The sequence below is a fragment of the Amycolatopsis sp. NPDC006125 genome (assembly GCF_040614195.1).
Taxonomy (GTDB): Bacteria; Actinomycetota; Actinomycetes; order Mycobacteriales; family Pseudonocardiaceae; genus Amycolatopsis_E; species Amycolatopsis_E tucumanensis.
The window spans coordinates 71082-85992 of record NZ_JBEXTZ010000003.1; the positions used below are offsets into that span (position 1 = coordinate 71082).

15 protein-coding genes are annotated in these 14911 nt (G+C 67.8%); 5 read left to right on the forward strand and 10 right to left on the reverse strand.

Translation table 11 applies throughout. From position 1 onward, the window contains the following. The first annotated feature begins 4 nt into the window (after positions 1-4). Positions 5-475 (forward strand): NUDIX domain-containing protein, encoded by a 471-nt coding sequence (locus ABZ193_RS02750; RefSeq protein ID WP_237338339.1) that lies wholly within the window; start codon positions 5-7, stop codon positions 473-475. Here ABZ193_RS02750 and ABZ193_RS02755 read toward each other — a convergent pair. Then, complete coding sequence (locus ABZ193_RS02755; protein WP_308191185.1) at positions 444-980, reverse strand: HD domain-containing protein; 537 nt, start codon at positions 978-980, stop codon at positions 444-446. The genes ABZ193_RS02750 and ABZ193_RS02755 overlap by 32 nt on opposite strands. Before the next feature lie 57 nt (positions 981-1037). Next, on the reverse strand, positions 1038-1334 hold the full coding sequence (locus ABZ193_RS02760; protein WP_237338340.1) for a winged helix-turn-helix domain-containing protein: 297 nt from the start codon (positions 1332-1334) through the stop codon (positions 1038-1040). 220 nt (positions 1335-1554) lie between these two features. On the opposite strand from ABZ193_RS02760, the gene ABZ193_RS02765 reads away from it, so the two are divergent. Further along, positions 1555-1716: a helix-turn-helix transcriptional regulator gene (locus ABZ193_RS02765; RefSeq protein WP_308191186.1), complete on the forward strand. Its 162-nt coding sequence runs from the start codon at positions 1555-1557 to the stop codon at positions 1714-1716. 39 nt (positions 1717-1755) lie between these two features. On the opposite strand, the gene ABZ193_RS02770 is transcribed toward ABZ193_RS02765, so the two are convergent. From ABZ193_RS02770 to dnaG, 5 genes are all read right to left on the reverse strand, one after another. Then, entirely contained in the window at positions 1756-3999 is a 2244-nt protein-coding gene (locus ABZ193_RS02770) for a hypothetical protein (protein WP_354708626.1), read from the reverse strand. A 753-nt stretch (positions 4000-4752) separates the two neighbouring features. Then, positions 4753-5412: a transcriptional repressor LexA gene (gene lexA, locus ABZ193_RS02775; protein ID WP_020416640.1), complete on the reverse strand. Its 660-nt coding sequence runs from the start codon at positions 5410-5412 to the stop codon at positions 4753-4755. A gap of 17 nt (positions 5413-5429) precedes the next feature. Continuing rightward, positions 5430-6185 carry a trans-aconitate 2-methyltransferase gene (locus tag ABZ193_RS02780; protein ID WP_354708627.1) on the reverse strand — a complete coding sequence of 252 codons (756 nt, stop codon included), beginning with the start codon at positions 6183-6185 and terminating at the stop codon, positions 5430-5432. Between the two features lie 15 nt (positions 6186-6200). After that, positions 6201-6722: a hypothetical protein gene (locus tag ABZ193_RS02785; RefSeq protein ID WP_354708628.1), complete on the reverse strand. Its 522-nt coding sequence runs from the start codon at positions 6720-6722 to the stop codon at positions 6201-6203. Positions 6723-6725: 3 nt separating this feature from the next. After that, on the reverse strand, positions 6726-8612 hold the full coding sequence (gene dnaG / locus ABZ193_RS02790) for a DNA primase (RefSeq protein WP_020416637.1): 1887 nt from the start codon (positions 8610-8612) through the stop codon (positions 6726-6728). A 13-nt stretch (positions 8613-8625) separates the two neighbouring features. On the opposite strand from dnaG, the gene ABZ193_RS02795 reads away from it, so the two are divergent. Continuing rightward, positions 8626-9609, forward strand: coding sequence for a sigma-70 family RNA polymerase sigma factor (locus tag ABZ193_RS02795; RefSeq protein ID WP_354708630.1), 984 nt, complete (start codon positions 8626-8628; stop codon positions 9607-9609). On the opposite strand, the gene ABZ193_RS02800 is transcribed toward ABZ193_RS02795, so the two are convergent. Both ABZ193_RS02800 and ABZ193_RS02805 read right to left on the reverse strand, forming a co-directional pair. Continuing rightward, the gene (locus ABZ193_RS02800) at positions 9569-10138 is read right to left on the reverse strand and encodes a carboxymuconolactone decarboxylase family protein (RefSeq protein ID WP_020416635.1); all 570 of its coding nucleotides are present in this window, start codon (positions 10136-10138) and stop codon (positions 9569-9571) included. The two genes, ABZ193_RS02795 and ABZ193_RS02800, sit on opposite strands and share 41 nt — an antisense overlap. A 219-nt stretch (positions 10139-10357) precedes the next feature. Further along, positions 10358-11536, reverse strand: a complete 1179-nt coding sequence (locus tag ABZ193_RS02805) for an MFS transporter (RefSeq protein WP_354708632.1) — start codon at positions 11534-11536, stop codon at positions 10358-10360. A 65-nt stretch (positions 11537-11601) separates the two neighbouring features. Between ABZ193_RS02805 and ABZ193_RS02810 the strand changes: the two genes are divergently transcribed. Further along, positions 11602-12045 (forward strand): MarR family transcriptional regulator, encoded by a 444-nt coding sequence (locus tag ABZ193_RS02810; RefSeq protein WP_237338350.1) that lies wholly within the window; start codon positions 11602-11604, stop codon positions 12043-12045. Positions 12046-12161: 116 nt separating this feature from the next. Continuing rightward, positions 12162-13130, forward strand: a complete 969-nt coding sequence (locus ABZ193_RS02815) for an IS481 family transposase (protein ID WP_354708692.1) — start codon at positions 12162-12164, stop codon at positions 13128-13130. On the opposite strand, the gene ABZ193_RS02820 is transcribed toward ABZ193_RS02815, so the two are convergent. Then, positions 13127-14911, reverse strand: a complete 1785-nt coding sequence (locus ABZ193_RS02820) for a glycosyl transferase (RefSeq protein WP_020416632.1) — start codon at positions 14909-14911, stop codon at positions 13127-13129. The two genes, ABZ193_RS02815 and ABZ193_RS02820, sit on opposite strands and share 4 nt — an antisense overlap.

Sequence of the window (14911 nt, forward strand, 5' to 3'; positions counted from 1 at the left end):
GCTCGTGCCGAAGAAGGACTACTACGACGACCCTGACGCCCCGGCGGCCAACAGCATCGTGCCTGCGGTCGCCGCTGTGGTGCGCAACGAGGCCGGCGACATCCTGATGATCGAGCGCACCGACAACGGACTATGGGCGCTCCCGGGTGGAGCCCAGGACCTCGGCGAATCGGTGGTGGATGCCGTACGGCGCGAGGTCGAGGAAGAGACCGGGCTGACGGTCGAGGTGATCGGGATCAGCGGCATCTACTCCGACCCGAAGCACGTGATCGCCTATGACGATGGTGAAGTGCGGCAGGAGTTTTCGATCTGCTTCCACGCCCGCCCACTTGCAGGCACGTTGCGGCCCAGCTCGGAGTCACGACAGGTGCACTGGGTGGCGCCGGAGCGCCTGAACGAGCTGGACATCCACCCCTCGATGCGGCTGCGCATCGATTACGCGATCAAGAACCCTGCGGACGTCCATTTGGGTTAGCCGCCGAGACGGCGGAAAGACGGCCCTTCGTGCGCTCGACGGCTGCCAGCAGTTCGGGAGTGGCGCCGGTGATGAACCGAGTCACAAGATGGTCAGGGCCGTAGCGCCGCTTGAAATCCGCGATGCGGTCTTCGGCGTCGACGGTCTCGCCGTCCGGCGAGGTGGTCAGGTCGCAATACCAGAGGGCGTCGCGGATCGAGCCGCGTTCGTCGTGGAAGTCGGCCAGTTCTTCGGTCAGCCCCCGCAGTTCGGCTTCGTAAACGGCGTAGGAGTGGTGTGCGACGAGGTGCACGAGCCGCTCGGGGGCATCGATCTTCACGAGATAGGTAGCGCCGTCGATGGGATGAAAGCCAGTGTCGACCAGATCGGGGGCATACCCGACGTCGTGAAGGATGGCCGCGGCTTCGAGCAGTTCGGCGTCCGATCCGGCGACTGGCGCGAGGGTGCGCGCCTGCCGAGCAACCCCTTGGACGTGGGCCCATCGTCGAGGCAGCGCGTCATGCAGCTTCGCCTCGGAGAGGTCGTATGCTCACGAAATCAGCGACATCCGCCCACCGTAACGTCAAGATTCAGCGGACGCACGAGGCCCGCGCACGAAGGTGCCCTTGGAGCGGACGGTCACGACCGGGCCGAGATCTCTGAGAATTCTGGTCGCGTGGCGGGCCGTGCCCAGTGAGACGCCGTACTCGGCAGCCAGCCGCCGTTCGGCCGGCAGTGGGGAGTTGGGCTTCAGTTGGCCCGCAGCAATGAGCCTGGCCAGATGATCGGCCAGCTGATCGTAGATGTACTTGTCCGGGTTGCCGTCCCGATCAAAGACGATGCGTTCGTCGACGGCCTGGCCGTCGAGGTCATCGCTCATGCTCCCTCCTGCCTGTCGGCAATACCGGTTGCGCGCCCCGCCGCGTGGCGGTGCCGCCCGTTGCGGCAGGGCACGAGAGCCGGAGTATCCGATTTTGGGATATCTGCTGGCTGTCCGGTCGCCTTGACAGGTGGAGAAGTCGATCTACTCGGCCGAGTACCAGCAGCTCTGCCGCCTCCTGCGCGAGCTACGCGAGGAGGCCGGCCTCACGTAGGCGCAGATAGCGGAGCAACTAGGGGTGCCGCAGTCGTTTGTCAGCAAGTACGAGGCTGGCGAGCGACGGCTCGACGTAGTCGAGCTGAAACACGTTGCCCTCGCTATTGGGCGATCACCGCTGGAAATCCTTTCAGCACTCGGCGCGGATTGGCGAAGTGCCCGCTAGCACAAGCTCACCTGCAGCAAGTGCAACCTCCTCCGAGGTTCAATCATTAGACTGAGCCCTATATGCTGCATCGCGGTCAATCCCTGAACCATTATGCCCACCGCGGTCCTCAAGTAAAAAATACTCGCGATTGAAGTCACTCTTGAGCTGATCGCAAATCCTCGCAATTGCAGCTGTCCTGCGCGCCTCATCCATGTCCTCGGCAGCGCCGACCTTTTCCATTATTTTATGAAATGTACCGGAGTCAATCCTTCTGCCTAATCGTACGCCAAGGGACGTGGGAAAGACGGCAGAAAATGCAGACCTAGCGTCAGCTGCCTTTGGAGCCAGCGTGAAAAAGTTGAGCAGAAAATCCGGGCGCATTACATAACGTGATCCATGTTCCCGCACCAGGGGTCGAGTGTGTTTCAAGATCGAGGTTTCGCCTGTCAACCACCAGGTCTGATACCCAAATTCCGACACGGTTGATGATTCTCGCCTCTTATTCCGACGTCCGTAAACTGCCAGAGCCATCAAAGCGTCATTGTACGCAAGGCGTCGATCTTTCTTGTCCGTCTCAAGGGCTGCCGTTAGTGATTCGACGTCGGAGTCACTACTGAAGGCTCTCAGTTCTTCACGGGTCCGAAATTCGAGACCGAATGTGACCTGAAGATACATCCGAACCGCGTCCTGCGCCGACGGTCGGCGTAAATCGCCATAATCGCAGAAGAGTCCCACAAAGGCCGGCCATCCTTTCGGCCGGCGTCTGCCTAGATCGTCACGCAAGCGTGCATACAGATACGCACGCAGTAAGATATGTGGAGCTTCGCGTGCTGCTTCGTACGTCAGGTGGCTTTCTCGGCCGGCGACATGGTTGTTATATTCTGCGTCGCAGACGCGCAGATGACCGATGACTTCTTCAAGGACAGGACCAGTGAGTATTAGTTTGGCGCCAAGACGTCGAGCCATCAGCAGAGTGTTCTTTGTCATTTGATCAGGAGTGTTGAGGTAGTATTCACTGAGTGCCCTAATCAACACATCGGAACCGACATAGAGGTAGAAGTCTCCCGCCATGTCTTGGAAAAACTCTACAAGCCGGGGTTCCGTGTTCAAGGTGAAGAGCAATGCGTACGTTTTCGCCAATTTGTGGAGATAAGTTCTCTCATCTTCATTCGAGTCGTAGAGAACTCGCCGAACCGCGTCGAACGCCGCAGCGCCGATACTCAAACCACGTCTGCCGGAATGCCCAAACTCGCTGAGAGCCTGCTTGATGGCGTCCGCGATAGCCGGATAGTCCGAACTCGCCGAGGGATCTTCCAGAAACGAAGAAAATTCTAGCCCCTCTTTTTCGAATGCTAATTGAAGCGCTCGCAATGAAACCTCTGCAGCACTGGCGATGCCTTTTTCTCCGAGTCCGTCGGGGTCAGCTTGCCGGATGCGTTGCTCAAGGCTTTGCTTGACGTCAAGAATCAGGCCCTCGTCCTTGACGTTCTCCCCTTCGAGCCTGGATCGGGTCTCATAGGGAAGACAGAACTTATTGTCTTGCTGGTACCACCGGACAGCTCTGCCGGTCTCGTAGCTCTTTCTAGACATGGCGCGAAGTCGCCGCCGCAACCTCGGTGCCACGAGCGCTTCAACGCTTGGCAATTCATGGATTATTCGTTCTCGCACCTGGTCTTCGGTTCGGAATTCACCAAGTTCCGGGTCCGTGCCCTCCAATGCCCACAAAATCAAAGCATCGGTCACCGCGTCAACTAACTTCTCATCTCCGCGTCGCCGTTCGACTTCCTGAGCTAGAAACACGAACACTGCGGGCGATTTGACATGCCTCGACGGTGCAATAAGGCTATTTCTTCCGATATTACGTAAGAAATCGGTGTAATGCCTGAGGTGCTCATTGAATGCAGCAATGGTGCGGAAACCGTCGTTGACGTGAGAAACGATATATTCCCCGTCGCGTATAACTATGGAGACGTCAAGTTCGTCCGTCAGGTCCGCTTCGACCTTGTCAATGTACTTGACGCGCTTGGATGTGATATATATAAGCCTCTCCGGTGATCTACCGAACTCACGCAGTCGCTTCACTGTGCGGCGGACCTTGGCCTGCGCATCCTGCTCAATACTAGCTTGGTAGAATACGTTAGTCGTGCGGTTCGATTCAAAAATTCCACCCTCGAACGCGTCAGCACCCCCATCCTTATTTCCTCCGAGCGGAACATAGCTCCCACCTGCAATCGCGGGATAGAACTCGTTGACAAATCGTTCAAACGAAGCGCCCTCTGTCTTTTCGAGAGCAATCCTCACAACTTCTGAAGATATGGGAGAGATAGACATCGCGCTCCCTTGGGAAACGGTGGAGTGGGTGAGAACTTTCTTTACGTCTTCAAGCCGCCCTGACGGGCGGGCGCGCGGGCCGAACTGGCGCGCGGCCGAGCTGGGCCGCTCCGCTCGGCACGGCCGCGCTCAACGCCGTCGGCCGGCGCGCGCGGGGCTGGGGAAGGCGCACAAGCAGGACACGGAGCACCCGAGGCAGGCGGCTGCCGGTCGGCGCCACCTTTCCGCGATCGCCGGATGGTCAAAGCCGGGCCGGGCGCCGTCAACCCCGCTTCGCGCCGATCACGCCTCCGGTGGTCGGGTCGTACACGCACAGTCACGTCTCGTAGTTCGGCTGTGCGGCGTGATCGGTTACAAGGGTTGACGGCACCCGGCCCGGCTATGGGCGGCTTTGGATCGCGGAAAGGTGACGAGCGGTCAGTCAGCAGCCCGTTGAACAGCGTTGTTTCGCCCGCGCTGGCCGCCGTAGCTGACATCCAATCGTGACATCAACCGCGACGGACGAGCGCGAACAGACCTGGTGAAAGCCGAGAAGACAGAACCAGCCGCAGCAGCAAAAGCCCAGCTCGCCAACCGCCACCATGTAGCTGTTAAACCGAAGGGTTGCTGGTTCGAGTCCAGCCGGGGGAGCTTCCACCCCAGGTCACCGACCTGGGGTTTTCTTGGCCAACCAAAAAAGGAGCACGCCACCGGCATGTGACGTGCCCCATGCCGAGAAAAAGATCAAACGCTCCGCAGCACCGACACCACGGCGCCCAGGATCACGGCCCGGTCGCCGTCGATTACCTCGTACGCTGGGTTTCGCGGCTCCAGGTACACGTGGCCGTTGCGGCGCCGGTAGACCTTCACCGTCGCCTCCTCGTCGATCATCGCCGCGACGATTTGGCCCGAGTGGGCTTCCGACTGCTGCCGCACGACCACGATGTCGCCGTCGCAGATTGCCGCGTCGATCATCGAGTCGCCGCGCACCCGGAGGCCGAACACGGTACCGCGGCCGGTCAGTTCCCTCGGCAGCGTCAGCGTGTCGTCCAGCTGCTCGATCGCCGAGATCGGTGTGCCCGCCGCGATGTCACCCACCACGGGCACCGGCACCGAATCATCCGACGAGGAACCAGGCGACGACGAACCGGACAGGAACGCCCGCACATCGATCGGCCGGGACATCGTCGCGCTGCGGCGCAGGAACCCCTTCTCCTCCAAGGCCGCCAGGTGCTTCGACACCGACGACGAGGACCGCAGCCCGACCGCCTCGCCGATCTCCCGCGTGTTCGGCGCGTACCCGTACCGGTTCACCCAATCGCGGATCGCGACCAGGATCCGCTGCTGCCGCTCGGGCAGTGACGCCACGTCCAGGTGCTCGAAAAGATCGTCGTAGGAGGCCACCCGCGGATGTTAGACGCTCACACCCGCGCCACCGCGAACACCCGCCGGAACGGGAACCACGTCGTCCCGTCCGCGCGCGGCGGATAGGCCTCGTTCAGCAACGGCGCCAGCTCGGCGCGGAACCGCTGCCACTCGTCGTCGTCCAGCGCCGCCCGCACCGGCCGCAACGCGGTCCCGGTGATCCACTCCAGCACCGCGTCCGGCCCGCTCAACCGCTGCACATACGTCGTCTCCCAGGCGTCCACCGAACACCCCGCGTCGGCGAACAACTCCGCGTACTCCGCGGGCGTGTCGACCGCGTCGACGCCCCGCAGGCCGCCCACCCGCGCAGACCACTCCGGCCGGGCCGCCACCTCCCGGACCAGCGTGTGCGACGGCGAGTCCATGTTGCCCGGCACCTGCATCGCGAACCAGGCGCCCGACGGCAGCTCCCCCACCCAGCGCCGCAGCAACGAACGGTGCTCCGGCACCCACTGCAACACCGCGTTGGTGACCACCACGTCCGTGTCCGGCTCCGGCGACCACTCGCGCACGTCGGCCACCCGAGCATCGAGCCCCGCGGTGCGCGCCGCCTCGACCATCTCCGGCGAGCTGTCCAGCGCCTCCAGCTTCGCCCCTGGCCAGCGCGAGGCCAGCGACAACGTCAGGTTTCCGGGCCCGCAGCCCAGGTCCACGACCCGCCGAGGCTCAGCCGCGTCGATCCGGCCGATCAGGTCGTAGAACGGGCGTCCCCGCAGGTCCGCGTAGTCGAGGTACTTCGCAGGATCCCACACAGTACGAGCGTACTGCTAAGCCTGGGGCGGCGCCAGCTTCTCCGCGGCCTCCCGCGCGATCGCCGCGACGACGTCGAGGTCGACGCCCGGATCCGGCCGCGCCTGCAGCACCACGCCGTCACGCCCGGGCAGTTTCCGCTGCACGAACCACACCCCGCCGCTGGTCAGCTCCGCCCGGTGGCGCGCCCGGATCGAGCCGTCCACGCGCTGCCGGACCAGCCACGGCACCTTGCCCGGCCGCGGCAGCTCGAACCGCACCGGCTCGCGGTCGCGCAGCACCACCGCGGCGCCTGCCGTGCCGGTCTCGTCGGCCTCGGTGACCGTCAGCGCCCCGTCACCCCAGACCGCCTTGCTGATCAGGTGCCAGCCGATCCGCCGGGCGCCATCGGGCACCGGAATCCACAGCCCCAGCTCGGTGACCACCAGGTGCCCGCCACCGCGGACCGGCGCCGACCCGACCGCGTTCTCCCCCTCGGCCAGGCGTCCGGGGAAGTCCTCCGGCAGCGGGTCGCCGATCAGCCGTCGCAGCCACCGCACGGCCTACCCCAGCCCGCCGATGGCCTGCGCCTTGAGCGCCTTGCGGTACTCCTCCAGCGCGACGAGGTCACCGAACAACGCGCGGTAGTCGTCGGCCGCCTCGATCGGCGACAGCCGCTGCAGCCGCGACTTGATCTCCGCGATCTGCCGCCCGACCAGGTTCTCCTGCACCGCGGCGATCATGCTGCCGATGTAGTGCCCGTCGGCCTCGCCCTTGGCGCGCAACGGTTCCACGGCCAGCTCGGACAGCAGCGAGCGCACCGGCCCGTCGGGCGTGTACGGGGTCGCCGCGTCGATCAGCGCCGGCCCGGCCAGCCCGCTGCCCGTGCCGCCGGCCTTGAGCACCGCGCGGTGCACCGCCACGTACGCCGGGTGGGTGAAGGCCTCCTCGGGCAGCGCGTCGTACTCCGGGCCCGCATACGCCGGCTCCTGCAGCGCGGCCTTGAGCACCTCGCGCTGCGCCATCAGCCGCGGGTCGTTCGGGTCCGGGCGCGGCACGTCCGCCGCCGGGGCGCCGTTGACCCGCTGCACCGGCTTGCGCCCGTTGGTCCGGACCGCGCCGCCCGCGCTCTCCCGCACGCGCCGCACGACCATGGCCTCGTCCTGCCAGCCGACCCACCACGACAGCTTGGTGGCGTAGCCGTCCCGCTTCGCGCGGTCCTTGATCTGCGCGACCAGCGGCACGGTGCGCTGCAGCGCGGCGACCTGCCCGTCGACCGAGTCGAGGTCGTACTCCTTGAGGATGCTGCGGATCGCGAACTCGAACAGCGGCGTGCGGCGGGCGACCAGGTCGCGCACGGAGGCCTCGCCCTTGGCGAGCCTCAGGTCGCACGGGTCCATGCCGTCGGGCGCGACCGCGATGTAGGTCTGGCCGGCGAAGGTCTGCTCGCCCTCGAACGCCTTGAGCGCCGCCTTCTGGCCCGCCTCGTCGCCGTCGAAGGTGAAGATGATCTCGCCGCGGAACGCGTCGTCGTCCATCAGCAGGCGGCGCAGCACCTTCATGTGCTCCTCGCCGAACGCCGTGCCGCAGGACGCGACCGCGGTGGGCACGCCGGAGGCGTGCATCGCCATCACGTCGGTGTAGCCCTCGACGACGACCACCTGGTGCCGCTTGGCGATCTCCCGCTTGGCCAGGTCGAGCCCGAACAGCACCTGCGACTTCTTGTAGATCGGGCTCTCGCTGGTGTTGAGGTACTTGGCCTGGATCGGGTCGTCGTCGTGCAGCCGCCGCGCGCCGAACCCGACGACGTCGCCGGACAGGTCGCGGATCGGCCACACCAGCCGCCGGTGGAACCGGTCGATCGGGCCCTGGCGGCCCTCCTTGACCAGCTGGGCCTTGAGCAGCTCGCTGAACTCGAACCCGCGGTTGAGCAGGTACTTCGTCAGCTTGTCCCAGCCCGCCGGTGCGTAGCCGCAGGTGAACGTGCGGGCCGCGGTCTCGTCGAAGCCGCGCTCGGCGAGGAAGTCGCGGGCGATCTGGGCCTCGGGCGTGCGCAGCTGCTCGGCGTAGAACTCGGCGGCGGCCTTGTGCGCCTCGACCATGCGGCTGCGCGTGCCGCGGTCACGCTGGACGCTGCCGCCGCCACCCTCGTAGGTGAGCCGGAACCCGACGCGGTCGGCCAGCCGCTCGACCGCCTCGACGAACGGGAGGTGGTCGATCTTCATCAGGAACTTGATGACGTCGCCACCCTCACCGCAGCCGAAGCAGTGGAAGGTGCCGTGCGTGGGCCGGACGTTGAACGACGGAGTCTTCTCGTCGTGGAACGGGCACAGCCCCTTCAGCGCTCCCCCGCCGGCGTTGCGCAGGGCCACGTAGTCGCCCACGACCTCGTCGATCCGGTTGCGCTGGCGCACCTCCGCGATGTCACTTTCCCGGATCCGGCCTGCCACGACGACCAGTCTAGTGACCGGCGGGGCCGGGTCGTACGGCACACTCGGGTGTGTGAGCACGCTGGATGGGGTCGCCGCGGAGTTCGCCGGGCTGCGCGCGCACCTGACCGCCGTCGCGTACCGGCTGACCGGCTCGGTGAGCGACGCCGAGGACGCGGTCCAGGAGTCGTGGCTGCGACTGGCCGCGCTGGACGAGCGCAAGCGTGCGGAGATCCAGGAGCTGCGGGCCTGGCTGACCACGGTGGTCGGGCGGATCTGCCTGGACCGGCTGCGCTCGGCGACCGCGCGGCGGGAGAAGTACGTCGGCCAGTGGCTGCCGGAGCCGATCGTCACACCGCTGGGCGCGCCGACTGCGGACGATCCGCTGGAGGCCGCCGTCCGCGACGAGGGCGTGCGGATGGCGGCGATGATCGTGCTCGACAAGCTCACGCCCGAGCAGCGGGTGGCGTTCGTGCTGCACGACGCGTTCGCCGTGCCGTTCGACGAGATCGCCGAGATCCTGGGCGTCACCACGGCAACGGCGCGGCAGCACGCGTCGCGTGGACGGCGTGCGCTGGACGACGCGCAGCCGCCGCCGCGCGCGGAACTGGCCGAGCAGCAGGAGATCCTCGACCGGTTCATGACGGCGCTGGCCAAGGGCGACGTGCGGGCGGTGGCCGAGGTGCTGCACCCCGACGTCGTGCTCATCGGCGACAGCGACGGCAAGGCCAAGACCACGGTGCAGGTCATGGTGGGCGCGGACAAGATCATCCGCTTCTTCCTCGGCCTGCTGCGGTTCTACCGCCCGGAGGCGCTGGCGGGCGGCCGTCCGCTGCTGGTCAACGGCGATCTCGGGTTCTACCTGCCGCCCGCCCCGGGCGGCGACGGCTACCGGCCGCTGGACGCGCACCTGGAGACGTTCACCGTCCGGGACGGGCTGATCACCGCGATCTACGACCAGGCCAACCCCGACAAGCTCAGCCGGCTTGCGGAACCCGGCACGCGTCCCCCGACGTGAAGCCCTGGTCGGTGATGTCGAGGGCGCTGTTGACGCGGGCGCGCTGGTTCTCCAGGCCGATCAGGTAGGTCAGCTCGATCAGCCCGGGCCGGCCGAACTCGCGCTCCAGCTCGGCGACCTGCTCGTCGGTGACCGCGACCGGGGTCTCGGACATCGCGTCGGCGTAGGCGAGGGCGAGGCGTTCGGCGCGGGTGAACAGCTCCGACGTGGCGTAGTCGTCGATGTTCTTCAGGCGGTCGATGTCCAGGCCGTGGTGCTTCTGCAGCATCGTGCCGAAGTCGACGCACCACGAGCAGCCCAGCCGCACGGCCGTCCGGTACTGGGCGAGCTCGGCCACGTTCACCGGCAAGTGCTTGATCGCCTTCTCGACGAGCATCTCGTGGATCCCGCTGGCGCGCATCAGGGCCGGCCGGTGCGCGGCGACGGCGAACGGCTCCGGCACGGCGCCGAAACGCTTGCGCGCGTAGCGGTAGACGAGCTTGGTGAGCAGGCCGGCGTCCTTTTCGGACACCGCGGGGATGCGTGGCATGTCGTCCTCCTTCGTGGTCCTGCCGAGGGGACGAGACGGCCGCGCGAGATGTGACAGCGAGTGGGTGGCGCCGGTCACCGCGCGGCGACGGCCGCGGCACAGGCCTCCGGATCGTCGGCAACCGCCGGCGCTACCGGGCAACGCTGACGAACATGGGCGCCCCCGGTACCTCGGCTCCGATCCCGCGCGGGCGATCGCGGACGGTCACGGCGGCACGAGCTACCTCGCCGTGTTCGAGGTCTTCAGGTCGACGGCTTCCCGGGGTGTGACGGCGAGCGCCACGGCCATCGCGAGAGCGGCGCACGCGAACGCGATCGTCAACCCCGGGCTGCCGAACCCGCCGGTGCACAGCACTGCGACCGCGCCGAGGCCCGCGGTGCCGACGACGCCTCCGGCCTGGCGCGCGAAGGCCAGCACACCCATGCTCGCGCCTAGCACTTCCTTCGCCGCGGTGGTCTGCACGAGCAGCGTGTACGCCGACGCGGTGAGCCCGAACGCGGCACCGGCCAGGAACAGCCCCGGCACGAGCACGGCCACGCCGGCGTGCGGCGCGAGGGCCAGCAGGACGAGACCCACAGCGCCGCTGGCGCAACCGAGCCGCCCCCACGCCGGCAGGTCCGGCCACCGGCGCGCCCACGCCGCGAAGGACGCCGAGGTGACCAGCTGACCGGCCGTCATCGCGGTGAGCAGCGCGGACGTGGCGCCGATCAGCGCGATGGCCAGGGAGACGTAGGTGAAGGTCCCGAACAACGCGAGCCCGGACAACGCGGTGACGACGACCGCGCGGCGGGTGGTGTGGTCGGAGAACATCGCGCGGACGGCGGGTCGCAGCGGCGGGGTCCGGCCGGTTCCGGTGGGCAGGCCGCGGAAACCGATCGCGAGGGCGGTCAGGCACAGCGGGAGGTTGAGCAGGAAGATCCACCGCCAGCCCGGTCCGGCGACGAGCAGCGCGCCGAGCGGCGGGCCGCCGACGGAGGCGAGCGCGAAGACCGCCGTCTGCCACCCGGCGCGGCGGATCAGCTGGTCGCGGTCGAACATCTCGCCGAGCGCGCTCATCGCGGTGACGACGATCCCGCTGCCGCCGACGCCCTGGACGGCTCGCCCGGCGACGAGCGTGGCGATGTCCGGTGCGGCGGCGCAGGCCGCCGACGCGGCGGCGAAGACGAGGACGGACCCGGTGAAGACGGCGCGCCGGCCATGGCGGTCGCCGAGCCTGCCGAGCACGAGCGTGGCGAACGTGACCGTGACCAGGTAGGCGGTGGTGACCCCGGCGACGGCCGTCCCCGCGGCGAGGTCGGCCTGCAGGGCGGGCAGCGCCGCGACGACGACGGTGGTGTCGAGCTGGGCCATCAGCATGCCGAGCAGCAGCGCGGCGAAGGCGCGGTTCTTTGCGTGCATTTCGCACATATTATGCGTGCGTTTTGCACGCATGCAAGGATGTCGGCTGACGGAGGGAGTTTTCGATGGCCGCGGGGCGCGCGTTGTTCCGGCTGGTGCGGTTCTGGTCCCGGCGCTGGGCGCCGGAGGTGGCGCAGCGGCTGGACGAGGACGCCCCGCGCACCGCGACCGTGCAGAACCTGTACGTCGTGGAAGCCGTGCACAGCGCCGCGCCGCGCGGGGAGGTCACCGTCGCCGACGTGGCGCGCCAGCTGGGCCTGGACCGCTCGGTCGCGAGCCGGATGATCGCCGACGCCGTGCGCGACGGCTACCTGCGGCGCGACACCTCCGCCGAGGACGCCCGCCGCGCGCGGCTGTCACTCACCGAAGCGGGCGCGGAGTTCCTCGCCGTGTCGCACGCGCACCAGGAGCAGGTATTCGAGGCGCTGGTGGCGCACTGGCCGGCCGAGGACCGGCGCCGCTTCGCGGGCTACCTCGACCGGCTGGCACGTGAGGTGCTGGACTCCTAGCTGTAGGGAGCATGGACGTTGTTGACGGTGTGGTCGGTGTGTCGGGTTGATCAAGGTGAAGACCTCCGTGTGGGGTGAAGGTGCTTGACGCCTTTCCCGCACGAACGGAGGTCTTCGTGTCTCACCGTAATGCCCGGTTGACGGAGTATGGGCGGCGGTTGCTGGTCGAGCGTGTCGCGGCGGGGCGGCCGGTGGCGCATGTGGCGGCGGAGATGGGGGTGTCGCGGGCGACCGGGCATAAGTGGGTGCGGCGGTTCCGCGAGGAGGGCCAGGCCGGGCTGGCCGATCGGACCAGCCGGCCGCACACCTCGCCCACTCGGGTTTCTGCCGAGGTGGAGCAGGAGGTCCTGCGGCTGCGGCAGGACCGCCGGCTCGGTCCCGCGCGGATCGCGGGAATCCTCGGCATGGTTGCCTCGACGGTGCACCGCATCCTGGTGCGGCGCGGCATGCCCAAGCTGGCCGGGCTGGACCGGCCCACCGGCGAGCCGATCCGCCATTATGAGCGGGACCGGCCGGGCGAGCTGGTGCATGTCGATGTGAAAAAACTCGGACGGCTCCGCGAAGGTGGCGGATGGTGGGCTCACGGTCGCGGCAGTGATCAACACAAGGCCGCCCGCCGCGCACCCCGGGTCGGGTTTGAGTTCGTGCACTGCGCCGTCGACGATCACTCCCGGCTGGCCTATGCCGAGATCCACCCCGACGAAACCGCCACCACCTGCGCCGCCTTCCTCCGCCGCGCCGCACAGGCCTTCGCCGCCCACGGCATCCCCGCCATTGAGCGGGTCATGACTGACAACGCCCTGGCTTACCGGCGCTCGCTCGCCTTCCGCACCGCGCTGGCCGACATCGGGGCCAGCCATCGCTTCACCCGCGCCTACCGACCCCAAACCAACGGCAAAGCCGAACGCTTCAACCGCACCCTCGCCGAAGAATGGGCCTACGCCCAACCCTTCACCAACTCAGAACAACGAGCCAACGCACTACCCGACTTCCTCCACCACTACAACCACCACCGCACCCACACCGCCCTCAACGGCCAACCACCCATCACCCGCGTCGACAACCTCACTGGGCACTACACCTAGCCGCGGAGGGCGCGGACGTCCCAGACCCACACGCCGTCCACGTAGACGGCCTGGCCGCCGAGCAGCTGGTCCACCGTCTGGTGCAGCGCGTTGCCGTTGGTCACGGGCGCGAGCACGACCGCGTCGGCCTTCCAGTACTTCAGGTCCTCGACCGCCTGGGCGCGCTGCTGGACGGTCACGTTCGGCACCTCGCCGCTGTCCCGCACCTCGGCCAGCAGGTCGGCCGTCGGGCGGTTCACCGCGCCGTACCGGCCGCGCTTGTCGTCCGGGCCGCTCGGGCCGACGAAGTACCCGTCGGCGAGCGGGAAGCCCAGGTCGGCCTCCACCTGCCAGTGCAGCGCCCGCGCGTCGCCGCCGTTGGGCAGCGGCACGACGACCACCGAGCCGGACCCGACGTACTGGCGCCACGCCCCGTCGGCGAAGAAGGCCGGGGTCTCGGGGCGGATGTAGGTCTTGTAGGGCGTCGGCGCGATCGGCAGCAGCACCGCGGCCAGCGCGCCCAGCCACAGGAACCGCACCGGCAGATTCCGGTCGCGGAAGCCCGGCGCCGCCTCGAACACGCGGTCCGTGGCGATCGCGAGCAGCGCCGCGACGGCCGGGATGCAGCCGATCGCCAGCCGCGATTCGAGCAGCGAGTCGAACAGCGGCAGCTCGGCCAGCAGCCGCCACGGGCCGGGGATCCCGGTCTCCTCGTGGTTGACGATCATCTCGACGCCCAGCGACAGCCACGCCATCAGGAACATCGAGATCGCGATGGCGCGGGCCACGACGTTGCGCCACAGCCACACGGTCAGCACGACCATCAGGATGATCAGCGGCCAGCCGAAGAAGGCGTTCTCCTCGGTGCGGTTCATCGACACGTCGGCGGCGGCCTCGGGGGTGCCCGCGATCGACTCGGTCGCGAACCGGGTGAACGCCGCGGTGTCGTTGCCGACCGGGCCGTGCTCCAGGGTGCGGTAGCTCTGCGGGCCGAAGAACTGCCACCACAGCGGGAAGATCGCGATGGCGATGGCGACGACCGCGGCGACGGTCAGGCCGCCCGCCATGGGCTTGACCATCCGCAGCGCCTCGCGCGGCCGCGACACCGCGTAGCCCGCGGCGAACAACACGAACGCCATCATCATGATCAGCAGCGGTTCCTCGCCCAGGAACACCTGGTAGGCCAGCATCAGGCCGAGGATGATGCCGTCGCGCACAGGCCGGTGCCCCTGCGCGAGCCGGATCAGCCGCATCACGATGAACGGGATCAGGAACAGCACCACGAAGTTCGGGTGCGCGTTGCCGTGCGAGATCATCGCCGGCGCGAAGCCGCAGAACGCGCCGCCGATCGCGGCGGCCGTGCGCGAGGTGACCAGGTGCCGCGAGAACACCCAGTACCAGGCGATCGAGGTGCCTGCCAGGCCGCCGGTGAGCGCGATCGCCCAGGTCACGGTGGGGCCGAACAGCTGCGTGATCGGCGACAGCGGGATGCCGAGCCCGAACATGGCCGTGTTGGCCATGAGGTTCACGCCGTCCGGGTAGTTCTGCAGGGTGGTGCCGAGCGGGTTCTCCCAGTTGAACACCGCGTGGGCGGTGACCGCGAAGAACCACTCCCACATGTTCTGGTCCTGGCCGCTGTTGTACATGTAGCCGCCGCTGCCCAGGTTGACCCACAACCCGGCGTAGAGGATGAACGCGGCGACGACGTAGATGCCGATGACCAGTGCGTCGGCGCGGCCGAACCGGCGCCGTTCCTCTCCGACCTCGGGCACGGTCTCGGGCGCCTGCAGCAAAGCGGTCAC

Excerpts from the sequence above, each read along its gene's own strand:
- ABZ193_RS02800 (WP_020416635.1), bottom strand. The coding sequence starts at position 10,138 with ATGCCACGCATCCCCGCGGTGTCCGAAAAGGACGCCGGCCTGCTCACC.
- ABZ193_RS02760 (WP_237338340.1), bottom strand. The coding sequence starts at position 1,334 with ATGAGCGATGACCTCGACGGCCAGGCCGTCGACGAACGCATCGTCTTT.
- ABZ193_RS02805 (WP_354708632.1), bottom strand. The coding sequence starts at position 11,536 with ATGCACGCAAAGAACCGCGCCTTCGCCGCGCTGCTGCTCGGCATGCTG.
- ABZ193_RS02810 (WP_237338350.1), top strand. The coding sequence starts at position 11,602 with ATGGCCGCGGGGCGCGCGTTGTTCCGGCTGGTGCGGTTCTGGTCCCGG.